This window comes from Pseudomonas sp. PDM32, assembly GCF_019219225.1.
GTDB classification, from domain to species: Bacteria; Pseudomonadota; Gammaproteobacteria; order Pseudomonadales; family Pseudomonadaceae; genus Aquipseudomonas; species Aquipseudomonas laurylsulfatiphila.
Genome location: NZ_JAHUWE010000024.1, coordinates 1 through 12,803, shown reverse-complemented (window position 1 = coordinate 12,803; position 12,803 = coordinate 1). Strand labels below are relative to the sequence as shown.

12 protein-coding genes are annotated in these 12,803 nt (G+C 58.4%); 9 read left to right on the top strand and 3 right to left on the bottom strand.

The window, feature by feature from the left end:
• Nucleotides 1-158 precede the first annotated feature (158 nt).
• The 3 genes from KW846_RS29385 to KW846_RS29375 all read right to left on the bottom strand — a co-directional run bounded on the left by KW846_RS29385 (nt 159) and on the right by KW846_RS29375 (nt 2,670).
• Nucleotides 159-431, bottom strand: coding sequence for a TfoX/Sxy family protein (locus tag KW846_RS29385; RefSeq protein WP_007971093.1), 273 nt, complete (start codon nt 429-431; stop codon nt 159-161).
• 247 nt (nt 432-678) lie between these two features.
• On the bottom strand, nt 679-1,023 hold the full coding sequence (locus tag KW846_RS29380) for a pentapeptide repeat-containing protein (protein ID WP_218486428.1): 345 nt from the start codon (nt 1,021-1,023) through the stop codon (nt 679-681).
• Nucleotides 1,024-1,113: 90 nt separating this feature from the next.
• Nucleotides 1,114-2,670 carry a bifunctional aminoglycoside phosphotransferase/ATP-binding protein gene (locus KW846_RS29375; RefSeq protein ID WP_218486427.1) on the bottom strand — a complete coding sequence of 519 codons (1,557 nt, stop codon included), beginning with the start codon at nt 2,668-2,670 and terminating at the stop codon, nt 1,114-1,116.
• Nucleotides 2,671-2,785: 115 nt separating this feature from the next.
• On the opposite strand from KW846_RS29375, the gene mrcB reads away from it, so the two are divergent.
• From mrcB to msrQ, 9 genes are all read left to right on the top strand, one after another.
• Nucleotides 2,786-5,104: a penicillin-binding protein 1B gene (mrcB, locus tag KW846_RS29370; protein ID WP_218486426.1), complete on the top strand. Its 2,319-nt coding sequence runs from the start codon at nt 2,786-2,788 to the stop codon at nt 5,102-5,104.
• A gap of 16 nt (nt 5,105-5,120) precedes the next feature.
• Nucleotides 5,121-5,858 carry a tetratricopeptide repeat protein gene (locus KW846_RS29365; RefSeq protein WP_102701638.1) on the top strand — a complete coding sequence of 246 codons (738 nt, stop codon included), beginning with the start codon at nt 5,121-5,123 and terminating at the stop codon, nt 5,856-5,858.
• Complete coding sequence (locus tag KW846_RS29360; protein WP_218486425.1) at nt 5,858-6,193, top strand: YqcC family protein; 336 nt, start codon at nt 5,858-5,860, stop codon at nt 6,191-6,193. The genes KW846_RS29365 and KW846_RS29360 overlap by 1 nt, the downstream gene beginning before the upstream one ends.
• A 483-nt stretch (nt 6,194-6,676) precedes the next feature.
• The gene (locus tag KW846_RS29355; protein ID WP_015096847.1) at nt 6,677-8,401 is read left to right on the top strand and encodes an acetolactate synthase 3 large subunit; all 1,725 of its coding nucleotides are present in this window, start codon (nt 6,677-6,679) and stop codon (nt 8,399-8,401) included.
• Nucleotides 8,402-8,403: 2 nt separating this feature from the next.
• Nucleotides 8,404-8,895, top strand: coding sequence for an acetolactate synthase small subunit (gene ilvN, locus KW846_RS29350; protein ID WP_003176102.1), 492 nt, complete (start codon nt 8,404-8,406; stop codon nt 8,893-8,895).
• A 45-nt stretch (nt 8,896-8,940) separates the two neighbouring features.
• Nucleotides 8,941-9,957, top strand: coding sequence for a ketol-acid reductoisomerase (gene ilvC / locus KW846_RS29345; RefSeq protein WP_003228216.1), 1,017 nt, complete (start codon nt 8,941-8,943; stop codon nt 9,955-9,957).
• Nucleotides 9,958-10,101: 144 nt separating this feature from the next.
• On the top strand, nt 10,102-10,956 hold the full coding sequence (gene pssA / locus KW846_RS29340; RefSeq protein WP_007971084.1) for a CDP-diacylglycerol--serine O-phosphatidyltransferase: 855 nt from the start codon (nt 10,102-10,104) through the stop codon (nt 10,954-10,956).
• 58 nt (nt 10,957-11,014) lie between these two features.
• Nucleotides 11,015-12,028, top strand: coding sequence for a protein-methionine-sulfoxide reductase catalytic subunit MsrP (gene msrP / locus KW846_RS29335; RefSeq protein WP_218486424.1), 1,014 nt, complete (start codon nt 11,015-11,017; stop codon nt 12,026-12,028).
• Complete coding sequence (gene msrQ / locus KW846_RS29330; protein ID WP_218486423.1) at nt 12,028-12,642, top strand: protein-methionine-sulfoxide reductase heme-binding subunit MsrQ; 615 nt, start codon at nt 12,028-12,030, stop codon at nt 12,640-12,642. The genes msrP and msrQ overlap by 1 nt, the downstream gene beginning before the upstream one ends.
• The last annotated feature ends 161 nt before the right edge of the window (nt 12,643-12,803 follow it).

The following is a 12,803-nucleotide window of genomic DNA, read 5'->3' as shown; positions in this document are numbered from 1 at the left end:
ATATCGACCAGTCTCGCGACCAGTTGTGATAATAATATCGATTCTCATTACCAAGTCAACCGCTGTTTTTTGATTTCATTGCGATTTGCCGAATTTGCCTCTGCAGACCCCGTAATCATTGGATTTCAGGTTGCAAAGCTTCTGAAATATTTGTCGGATCAGTTCTTGTGGCGTGAAGAAATGGCTTCCAGTTGTTTGTTCAACGCTTCCTTGCGCTCGGCAGGGATGTCATTCCAGTGAACGTCCATCAGGGCGCCTTCAATTGCGTACAACAACACCTTGGACGCCCGAAAACCGCGCGTACGCACGGCCCGATAAGCATCCACCGCCCCGAGGCGACGCAAGTCCGATGCGCTATGGATGCCCACGGCATGCAGCCATTGCGCTGACGTCTTGCCAAGATTCTTCAGGTGTTGCAGTTCATCATTCATCAAGCCTCCTTGCGATGGCCGAATGGAGAGCGTGGGCAATCTTCTGAGGAGTGTAGCCATCAGTAGGAAAAGCGTGATTGTTTGCTCGTTTTCGACGCAAAAGCTTCTAAGAGACGAGTGTTGGCAGGGTGTTGAAGATCGGCAAACGCGCAAAAAAAGGATAGGGGAGAGCAACCAGGGATGGCGAGTGAATGCCCCCGCAGTCCAGCGCAAAGGGAGCACTGGACGTGTCAGCCGGCAACGGTGATCAGCGGGTGCGGTAGCGTAACCGCGTGCCGAAGTTCATCGACATGAGGATTTCGTCGGCACTCAGTTCCACTGGAAAGTAGGTGCCGGAGATTTGTGCGTGGGCCAGACTCGCGCCTTCCAGGTTCGCTTTGCGAAAATCGATGCCGCGCAAGTCGGCGGAGCGGAAGTAGGCGTCGCTGAAGTCCACACCGTCGGCATTCAGTTCGCGCAGGTCCAGCCCCCGGAAATCGCCACCCACCATGTCGATAGGGCCATCCTTGGGGCGCTCATTGTTGAAGCCTCTGATGTCGTCTTTGTGCAGCAGGGCATAAAGCGGAGTGTCGAGAAGTTTTGGCTGGCTCATGTCGCATCACCTGATGGTTTTATGACGCCAGTATAGTGCCACTGTTTAACAGTCGTGAGGTCAGCGAGGGCCTCACGACTGAAATAGTTTTTACAGGCCCGGCAGACGCTGGCGAATCTGTTCCACAACGGTATCCAGGGTCCCGCTTTCGTTGGTCTGGACGCGTTTGCTGCAGAGGATTTCCGCGGGGGTCAGCGCCTCACGGCTGGCTTGCTGGGCTTCGATCACGGCCAGGGTGGCGTCGGACGGGTCCTTCTTGTCGGCCTGGCGCGCGGCCAGCCAGCTTTCGATCACGGCCTGTGGTGCATTGCAGTCGAGGATCAGGAAGGGTGCACCCGTGGCCTCGGCCACCTTCGCCGCACTGTCACGCTGCTCACGCTTGAGGTAAGTGGCGTCGACCACCACCGGGAAGCCCGCGCGCAGAATGACGTCGGCGATTTCGTGCAGGCGGGCATAGGTCGCCGCGCTGGCGTCGGAGCTATAGATGCCGGCCTGTACATCATTCTCGACGATTTGCTCGCCGAACAGGCGCTTGCGCTCGACATCGGAGCGCAGGCGAATCGCGCCCAGTGCTTCGACCAGGCGCATGGCGACATGGCTCTTGCCGACAGCGGAAACGCCGTGGGTAATGGCCATGAAGCGCGAAGGAATGGTGCTGTAGCTTTCCGCCAGGTTGGCGTAGTTGCGGTACTGGCGCAGGGTCGTGGCGCGCTGCACCGCCGTGGCGTCGGCTGGCATGCTGAACAGGGCGACCTTGGCGCGAACCAGGGCGCGGTAGGCTTTATAGAAGTTCAGCAGTTCGAGGCCGCGATAGTCGCCGGTCAGCTCCAGGTACTGGCTGACGAAACGGCGCGCCAGGCACTTCAGGCCGCGATCTTCCAGGTCCATCGCCAGGAAGCCGGTGTCGGCATAAACGTCGGTAAAACGGAACGGTTCGTTGAATTCGATGCAGTCGAAGATCACGACCTTGCCGTCGATCACGGTTGCATTACCCAGGTGGATGTCACCGTGGCATTCACGAATGAAGCCTTCGGCCTTGCGCTGGGCGAGCAGTGGTTTGAGGCGCTCGAAGCTGCTTTCGGCCCAGGCTTGCAGGGCGTCGAGTTGCAACAGGTCGGCTTTGTCGCTGAGGAACGGACGAATCTGTTCGAAGTTCTGCCGTACCGGCGCCATGACGCTGTCCGGGGTTCCGGCTTCATGCCCGGCCGGCACTTTGGGGGCGTTGAGGTGGAAGCGGGCGATCTGCTCGGCCATCTCGTCGATGTGCGCGGTGGTCAATTCGCCATTGGCTTGCAGGGTGCTCAATAGTCCGCTTTGTGGGAACTGGCGCATCTTCAGCAGATATTCGATGGCTGGCCCTTCGCCGCCCAATTGCGGAGCCTCGGCGCTGCCGGTAACGGGCAGCACTTCCAGGTACAAGTCGTCGGTCAGGCGCTGGTTCAGGCGCAGCTCTTCAGCGCAAAAATGTTCGCGAGCTTCAAGGCCGGTAAAGTCGAGAAAACCGAAGTTGACCGGTTTCTTCACTTTATAAGCGAAGGGGCCGGTGAGAATGACCCAGGAGATATGGGTTTCGATGACCTGGAATCCTTCTACCGGGTGCGGGTAGAGGGCAGGGTTTTGCAGGGCAGCGATCAAGGTCTGGCTCACAGGCGATCCTTCAGAGTCTGGAAAATCAAGGCCGTCATTATGGCTGCAAGTCCGCTTGACGCAAACCTCGGAGCGCTCCTGTTGAGTATGAATAAAGTGCGTATAATCCGCCGCCATGACTCGTACTCGAACTCCCCGTACCCCAAAAAAACCACCCTCCAGAGGCCTGCGCCCGTGGCTGGGCTGGGCCATTAAACTCAGTCTGGTCGGCCTGGTAGTGCTGGCCGGATTCGCCGTTTACCTTGATGCCATCGTCCAGGAGAAGTTCTCCGGCAAGCGCTGGACGATTCCGGCCAAGGTTTACGCACGTCCGCTCGAACTGTTCGTCGGACAAAAGCTGAGCCGGGATGATTTCCTGACCGAGCTCGATGCTTTGGGCTATCGCAGGGAAAGCGTGGCCAACGGTCCGGGCGCGGCGTCGGTCAACGGCAATACCGTTGACCTGAACACCCGTGGCTTCCAGTTCTATGAAGGCATGGAGCAAGCGCAACCGGTGCGGGTGCGTTTCTCCGGCGATTACGTGGCCGAGCTGGCGGGGGCAAAAGGCTCGAAACTGTCGGTGGTGCGCCTTGAGCCGCTGCTAATCGGTGGCCTGTACCCGAAAAACCTCGAAGACCGGATTCTGATCAAGATCGATCAGGTGCCGCCGTATCTGCTGGAAACGCTGGTGGCTGTCGAGGACCGCGATTTTTATCATCACTTCGGTGTTTCGCCGAAGTCGATCGCCCGAGCGGTCTGGGTCAACGGTTCATCCGGCCGCATGCGTCAGGGCGGCAGTACCCTGACTCAACAATTGGTCAAGAACTTCTACCTGACCAACGAGCGCAGCCTGAGCCGCAAGCTCACCGAAGCGATGATGGCGCTGCTGCTTGAACTGCATTACGACAAGCGCGAAATCCTTGAGGCTTATCTCAACGAAGTGTTTATCGGGCAGGACGGTCAGCGCGCGGTGCACGGTTTCGGTCTGGCGAGCCAGTTCTTCTTCAGCCAGCCGCTGGCCGAGCTCAAGCTGCATCAAGTCGCACTGCTAGTGGGGATGGTCAAAGGGCCGTCTTCCTATAATCCGCGTCGTTATCCGGAGCGTGCCCTCGAGCGGCGCAACCTGGTACTCGATGTGTTGCAGGAGCAGGGCGTTGCGACTGCCGAGCAGGTTGAGGCGGCGAAGAAAATGCCGCTGGGCGTGACCAAGCGCGGCAGTCTGGCGGACAGCTCGTTCCCCGGCTTCCTCGATCTGGTCAAGCGCCAGTTGCGCGAAGACTATCGCGACGAAGACTTGACCGAGGAAGGCCTGCGCATCTTCACCAGTTTCGACCCGATCCTGCAGATGAAGGCTGAGGCCTCGGTCAACGACACCTTCAAGCGCCTGGCCGGGCGCAAGGGGTCCGATGACGTCGAGGCGGCCATGGTCGTGACCAACCCGGAGACCGGCGAAGTACAGGCCATGATCGGCAGTCGCCAGGCCAGTTTTGCCGGGTTCAACCGGGCGCTGGATGCTGTGCGGCCGATCGGCTCGTTGATCAAGCCGGCGGTGTACCTGACAGCGCTGGAGAAGCCGAGCCAGTACACGTTGACCAGCTGGCTGTCGGACGAGTCCTTCTCGGTCAAGGGCGCCGACGGCCAGGTCTGGAAGCCGCAAAACTATGATCGTCGTTCTCACGGTACCGTCTTCCTCTATCAGGGGCTGGCGCATTCCTACAACCTGTCGACCGCGCGTCTCGGCCTGGCGGTCGGTGTGCCGAACGTCCTGAAGACGGTGGAGCGCCTGGGGGTGTCTCGTGAATTCCCGGCCTTCCCCTCGATGTTGCTCGGTGCTGGCGGGATGACGCCCATCGAAGTGGCGACCATGTACCAGACCCTCGCCAACGGTGGCTTCAATACGCCGATGCGCGGGATTCGCAGCGTGCTGACTGCCGAAGGCGAGCCGCTCAAGCGTTATCCGTTCCAGATTCAGCAGCGTTTCGATCCGGCCTCCATTTACCTGATCCAGAGCGCCATGCAGCGCGTGATGCGAGAAGGTACTGGCAGCTCGGTTTACAACGTGTTGCCAAGAACGCTGAACCTCGCGGGTAAAACCGGCACCAGTAACGACTCGCGAGACAGTTGGTTTGCCGGTTTCAGCCAGGACTTGCTGGCGGTGGTCTGGCTGGGGCGTGATGATAATGGCAAGACGCCATTCACGGGTGCCACCGGGGCCTTGCAGGTCTGGACCAGCTTCATGCGCAAGGCCGACCCGTTGCCGCTGGACATGCCGCAGCCGGATAATATCGTTCAGGCCTGGGTGGATTCGCGAACCGGGCAAGGTTCTGACGCCGGTTGCCCCGGTGCCGTGCAGATGCCGTATATTCGCGGCAGCGAACCGCCTCCCGGCGCCGCTTGCGGTGGTGAAACCCCTGTCGAGTCGGTGATGGATTGGGTCAAGGGCTGGATGAATTAAGCAAAGAGGGTTTCAAGTGAACAAGTGGTTGATTCCAGCGGTTGCCGCCGTAGCTTTGCTCAGCGGTTGTTCTACCGTCCAACGTGGTTCGATTCCGGTTGTGGATTCCGGCACCGCGGTGTCCAACAGTGAGCGGATCTCGGCCAATGGCGGCTTCCGCCAGACGACCGTCAAGCGCCCTGTACAAGGTCAGTCGCAGACCCAGGCGATTCCGCAAGGTGACAGCGGCGTCGTGGTAATGGTGCCAGGCGCTGCAACGACTTCCACGCCAATCAGCACTACGCCTATTACCCCAGGGCCGATCACGCCGGGGCCGATTGACACGTCGCCGGTACAGTCGGCGCCGATCAATCAGGGCAGCTACAGCATGCCGTCGTCGCCAAGCGGGATTCCGTCGGCCAGCTCGGGCGGGCTCTCTGCCGACGAGCAACTGGACGGCCCGGTACTGGCTTTGCTGACCACCGCTCAGCAGCAACAGGCGAGCGGTGATCTCAACGGTGCCTCTTCCAGCCTTGAGCGCGCCCAGCGCGTTGCTCCACGTGAACCGCAGGTGCTGTACCGTCTGGCGCAGGTGCGGATGGCTCAAGGCGATGCGGCCCAGGCCGAGCAGTTCGCTCGCCGTGGGCTGACGTTGGCCAATGGGCGTCCGGCCCTTCAGGCCAACTTGTGGGAGCTGATCGCCCAGGCACGTGAAAAGCAGGGTGACTCCCAGGGCGCGGCACTGGCGCGCCAGAAGGCCAAGGTAACGCTGTGATGGATGCGCGCTTTCTGAAAATCGCCGATCAACTGTTGTTGATCGAGCGCGAGTTGCGGGTGCAAGGCTGGTGGGATGAGGTCTCGCCATCGGCTGAGGCGCTTTCCAGTGTCGAGCCGTTTTCGGTCGATACACTGGATTTCGAGCAATGGCTGCAATGGATCTTCCTGCCGCGCATGAAGATGATCCTCGAGCAGGATTTGCCGCTACCCAATGCTTCGGGCATTCAGGAAATGGCTGAAATGGTCTTTGCCGGACGCAATGTCCAGGGCAGGGATCGGCAGTTGCAGGTATTGCTCAAGCAGTTTGATCAGTTGATCACCGCCTCTCGCTGAGCCAGAAACTGCCAGCGTCCGTTGGCAGTTGTTCACAATCCCTCTCTATTTTGTCGGCCGCCGCAGGGTAAGTGCATGCGCGTGCCAATTTTTTGCCAAAAGTTGCGCAATCGAAGCTAACACAGGGCGGATTTACGGGTTTTTTCTTGCGTTCTCATGTGCTTAGTAGAATAAAGCTCATAGACGACTTGACTTGCGAAGGGCGAAACAGAAGAATCCAAAGTCCGCTGTACAGGGACTGCCAGAAGCAGACCCTCTCAGCAGATCATGAGGCGCATATCCGCGTCGACCTGTTACACCCGCAACGCGTTACCTCGCGCTGGGTGGGAAAGCCCCGCAACACTTGGGACGATCCCAATACTTGCTCAGTCAGTGCTGACGTAGTCGGCGACCACCGTCGCTCATGCTCTGCTGAGAAGTAAACCTATTAAGACCCGTCCCATTTTTCGTGGGCGGTATTCTGGCGTTTTAGAGGTGAGCAACGTGGAGCTTTTATCTGGCGGTGAGATGCTCGTCCGCTTTTTGCGCGACGAAGGCGTCAAATATATCTACGGGTACCCGGGTGGTGCTCTTCTTCATGTCTACGATGCCCTGTTCAAAGAACCGGAAGTGACCCACATCCTGGTTCGTCACGAGCAAGCGGCTACCCATATGGCTGACGGCTACGCCCGTGCCACCGGTAAAGCCGGTGTGGTACTGGTGACTTCCGGGCCGGGCGCGACAAACGCCATCACCGGTATTGCCACGGCCTATATGGACTCCATTCCGATGGTGGTCATTTCCGGCCAGGTGCCGAGCACCATGGTTGGCACCGACGCATTCCAGGAAACCGACATGATCGGTATCTCCCGGCCGATCGTGAAACACAGCTTCATGATCAAGCACGCGTCGGAAATCCCGGAAGTCATGAAGAAAGCCTTCTACCTGGCGCAATCCGGTCGCCCTGGTCCGGTCGTTGTCGATATTCCGAAAGACATGACCAACCCGGCCGAGAAGTTCGAATACGTCTTCCCGAAAAAAGCCAAGCTGCGTTCCTACAGCCCGGCTGTTCGCGGTCACTCCGGTCAAATCCGCAAGGCGGCAGAAATGCTCCTGGCGGCCAAGCGTCCTGTGTTGTACTCGGGCGGCGGCGTGATCCTCGGCGGTGGTTCCGCACCACTGACCGAACTGGCGAAGATGCTCAACCTGCCAGTGACCAATACCCTGATGGGCCTCGGTGGCTACCCAGGCACCGACCGTCAGTTCATCGGCATGCTCGGCATGCACGGCAGCTACACCGCCAACCTGGCGATGCACCATGCTGACGTGATCCTCGCTGTCGGCGCGCGTTTCGACGACCGTGTCATCAACGGCGCGTCGAAGTTCTGCCCGAACGCCAAGATCATTCACATCGACATCGACCCGGCTTCGATCTCCAAGACCATCAAGGCCGACGTGCCGATCGTGGGTCCGGTCGAGAGTGTCCTGACCGAAATGGTCGCGATCCTCAAGGAAATCGGCGAGACCCCGAACAAGGAGTCCGTTGCCAGCTGGTGGAAGCAAGTCGATGAGTGGCGCGGTGATCGTGGCCTGTTCCCTTATGACAAGGGCGACGGCAGCGTCATCAAGCCGCAGGCCGTGATCGAAACCCTGTGCGAAGTGACCAAGGGCGATGCCTTTGTAGCCTCCGACGTGGGTCAGCACCAGATGTTCGCGGCGCAGTACTACACGTTCAACAAGCCGAACCGCTGGATCAACTCCGGTGGCCTGGGCACCATGGGCTTCGGTTTTCCGGCGGCCATGGGCATCAAGTTGAGCTTCCCGGATGACGACGTCGTTTGCGTCACTGGGGAAGGCAGTATCCAGATGAACATTCAGGAGCTGTCGACCTGCCTGCAATACGGTTTGCCGGTCAAGATCGTCATCCTGAACAATGGTGTGCTGGGCATGGTTCGCCAGTGGCAGGACATGAGCTACGGCAGCCGCCACTCTCATTCCTATATGGAATCGTTGCCTGACTTCGTCAAACTGGCAGAGGCCTATGGTCACGTTGGCGTGCGTATCACCGATTCGAAGGACTTGAAGTCGAAGATGGAAGAGGCGTTCGCCATGAAAGATCGCCTGGTGGTGATCGACATTTCGGTCGACACCAGCGAGCACGTCTATCCGATGCAGATCAAAGACGGCTCCATGCGCGATATGTGGCTGAGCAAGACGGAGCGTACTTAATCATGCGGCACATTATTTCCTTGCTTCTGGAAAACGAACCCGGCGCTCTGTCTCGCGTGGTTGGCCTGTTCTCGCAGCGCAACTACAACATCGAAAGCCTGACCGTGGCCCCAACCGAAGACCCGACCCTGTCGCGTCTGACGCTGACCACTGTCGGTCACGATGAAGTCATCGAGCAGATCACCAAGAACCTGAACAAGCTGATCGAAGTGGTAAAACTGGTCGACCTGTCGGAAAGTGCTCACATCGAGCGCGAACTGATGTTGGTCAAGGTCAAGGCCACCGGCGCCCAGCGCGCCGAGATCAAGCGCACTACCGATATTTACCGTGGGCAGATCGTCGATGTCAGCGCCAGCGTGTATACCGTTCAACTGACCGGTACCAGCGACAAGCTCGACAGCTTCATTCAGTCCATCGGCACCGCCTCGATTCTGGAAACCGTCCGTAGCGGCGTGACCGGCATTGCCCGCGGCGACAAAGTACTCAGCATCTAAACCAAATTAGCGAACGGCCTGAACGGCCTGATATAGGGGAAATTCATGAAAGTTTTCTACGATAAAGACTGCGACCTGTCGATCATCCAGGGCAAGAAAGTTGCCATCATCGGTTACGGTTCCCAAGGCCACGCTCAGGCGTGCAACCTTAAAGATTCCGGCGTTGACGTGACTGTAGGTCTGCGTAAAGGTTCGGCTACCGTTGCCAAGGCAGAAGCCCACGGCCTGAAAGTGACCGACGTTGCTTCGGCTGTTGCAGCGGCCGACCTGGTCATGATCCTGACCCCGGACGAGTTCCAGTCCTCCCTGTACAAGAACGAAATCGAGCCGAACATCAAGAAAGGCGCCACCCTGGCCTTCTCCCACGGCTTCGCGATCCACTACAACCAGGTTGTGCCGCGCGCTGACCTCGACGTGATCATGATCGCGCCGAAGGCTCCAGGCCACACCGTACGTTCCGAATTCGTGAAAGGCGGCGGTATCCCTGACCTGATCGCTATCTACCAGGACGCCTCGGGCAACGCCAAGAACGTTGCACTGTCCTACGCTGCCGGCGTTGGCGGCGGTCGTACTGGCATCATCGAAACCACTTTCAAGGACGAGACCGAAACCGACCTGTTCGGCGAGCAAGCCGTTCTGTGTGGCGGTACCGTTGAACTGGTAAAAGCCGGTTTCGAAACCCTGGTTGAAGCTGGCTACGCGCCAGAAATGGCCTACTTCGAGTGCCTGCACGAACTGAAGCTGATCGTTGACCTCATGTACGAAGGCGGTATCGCCAACATGAACTACTCGATCTCCAACAACGCCGAATACGGCGAGTACGTGACCGGTCCGGAAGTTATCAACGCCGAGTCCCGTCAGGCCATGCGCAACGCCCTGAAACGTATTCAGGACGGCGAATACGCCAAGATGTTCATCAGCGAAGGCGCTACCGGCTATCCTTCGATGACCGCCAAGCGTCGTAACAACGCCGCTCACGGTATCGAAATCATCGGCGAGCAACTGCGCTCCATGATGCCGTGGATCGGTGCCAACAAGATCGTCGACAAAGCCAAAAACTAAGTCACGTCCTTGTACGAAAAACGCGGCTTAGGCCGCGTTTTTTCGTTTGGGAGAGCGGTTCTGGTATAAAGCTGCATCGTTTGCGGCCGAACCGTCGTCCCAGACACCTGTCCAAACTTTCCACCCCGTTGCAAGGTAATGTCCATGAGCGAACGCCCCGAAGAGCCAAACCAGGCTTCTGACGCCGAAAGCCTGCTGCCCATCGATGAACATGTCGAGGAGGGCCATGACGCTGAAGGTCGTAAAGTCCGGCATCGTGGTATCTATCTTCTGCCGAATCTGTTTACCACTGCGAACCTGTTCGCAGGGTTTTACTCCATCATCAACTCGATGAGCGCCCAGGCGGCCCTGAGTGCGGGTGACTCGGCCAATGCGAGCAAGTATTTCGCGTTTGCGGCCATCGCAATCTTCGTTGCCATGGTGCTCGATGGCCTTGATGGCCGCGTGGCCCGTATGACCAATACCCAGAGCGCCTTTGGTGCCGAGTATGACTCGCTGTCGGACATGGTCGCCTTTGGTGTCGCACCGGCATTGCTGGCCTTTGGTTGGGCGCTGGGTGACATGGGCAAGGTTGGCTGGATGGTCGCCTTCATTTATGTCGCGGGTGCGGCGCTGCGTCTCGCACGTTTCAACACTCAGGTCGGTACGGCGGACAAGCGCTACTTTATCGGGCTGGCCAGCCCGGCGGCGGCGGGTGTTGTTGCAGGCATCGTCTGGGCGTTCAGCGATTACGGCATTCAGGGCTCGAAGATGTCCTTCCTGGTTGCGCTGATGGTGGCTGCGGCCGGCATGCTGATGGTCAGCAACATCAAGTACAACAGCTTCAAGGAACTGGACCTGAAAGGGCGCGTGCCGTTCGTGGCGATTCTCGCTGTGGTACTGGTGTTTGCGGTGGTGTTCAGTGATCCGCCGCGCATCCTGTTGCTGGTGTTTCTCGCCTATGCAGCCTCCGGCCCGGTTCAATACCTGTTACGTCTTCGCCGTAACAAGAGCGCGTAATTTACCTCATACTCCGCAGTCTATGGGTGCATCTGTCCTCCAGAGCTGCGGAGTAACCATGCTGATCAAAGTCACCAGAACGTCCGACTGTCATGAGTCGGACGTCACGCCTGAATCCCTCTATCTTTCTCGACGCAACGTGCTTGGCGCCACGGTTGCCGGCTTCGCTTTGGGCAGCCTGCCGCAATGGGCCAGCGCTGGCGATGCTGCGCGTTACCCGGATGTAGTACCCGGCAAGGCGCCTTCCTGGTTCAGCGAAAAACTTCCTGCTACCCAGTGGGGGGCGGTCAACGTCAAGGATGAGGCGATTACGCCGTTCAAGGATGCGACCCACTACAACAACTTCTACGAGTTCGGCACCGACAAGGGTGATCCGGCCGCCAATGCCGGCGCGCTGAAGACTGAGCCGTGGTCGGTAGTCGTGGACGGGGAGGTGGGCAAGCCAGGGCGGTATGCGCTGGAGGACTTCATGAAACCGTACCAGCTTGAGGAACGAATCTACCGACTGCGTTGCGTGGAAGCGTGGTCGATGGTCATTCCCTGGGTCGGCTTTCCCCTCTCGGCGTTACTCAAGGAAGTAGAGCCGAACTCGAAAGCCAGATTCATCCGCTTCGAAACCCTGCAGGATTCCAAAAGCATGCCGGGGCAACGCTCCGGTTTTGCCTTGATCGACTGGCCCTATATAGAAGGGCTGCGTCTGGATGAGGCGATGAACCCGTTGGCGATTCTTGCGGTAGGCATGTACGGGCGTGAATTGCCTAATCAAAACGGCGCGCCGTTGCGTTTGGTGGTGCCCTGGAAATATGGCTTCAAGAGCATCAAATCCATCGTGCGCATCAGTCTGGTCGGCGAGCAGCCGAAAACCACCTGGCAGAGTATTGCTCCGGATGAGTATGGCTTTTATGCGAACGTGAATCCCACGGTTGATCATCCTCGCTGGACTCAGGCTCGTGAACGCCGCCTGCCGAGCGGTTTGTTCAAGCCCAATGTGCGCGACACGCAAATGTTCAACGGCTATTCAGAGGAAGTTGCTTCTCTATATACGGGGCTCGACCTGAGGAAGAACTACTGATGCGCTTTCCGTTTTGGCGTATTGGTGTCTTTGTCGTGGTACTGGTGTGGCCGCTGCTGTGGTTGTATCAGGCCTGGGAGGATGTCCTCGGGCCGGATCCGGGCAAGGTACTGGTCGATCGATTGGGGCTGGGGGCGCTTGTTCTGCTGCTCGTGACTTTGGGTATGACGCCTTTGCAGAAGCTCACCGGTTGGTCGGGGTGGATTGTTGTGCGGCGCCAGTTGGGGTTGTGGTGTTTTGCCTATGTAGTGCTCCACCTCAGTAGCTATGCCGCATTCATTCTTGGTTTTGACTGGTCGCAGCTGGGTGTCGAGTTGCGCAAGCGGCCTTACATTATTGTTGGGGCGCTGGGCTTTCTTGGTTTGCTGGCGTTGGCGGTGACGTCCAATCGATACAGTCAGCGGCGGTTGCGGGCGAGTTGGAAGAAGTTGCATCGTCTGGCTTACGTCATTCTCGGGCTTGGATTGTTGCATATGCTCTGGATTGTGCGTGCCAACCTCAAGGAGTGGGTGATCTATGCATCTATAGGTGCGTTGTTGTTGGTGTTGCGGCTACCGCCCGTAGCTCGTCGAATCCCGCGTTTAACGGCTAAAAAGGCCTCTTCTGCCAAATAGGCGTAAAAAGGTGTTGACGGCAGATTTCAGATGTCTATAATTCGCCCCACTTCCGGCGCAGTCGAAACGGAAAACTCCTTGATAAACAAAGAGTTACGCAGTTTTCGACAGCAGGTTGCTTCAGGTCATCGAAGCCGAAAGGAAGTTGAAAAAGAGGTGTT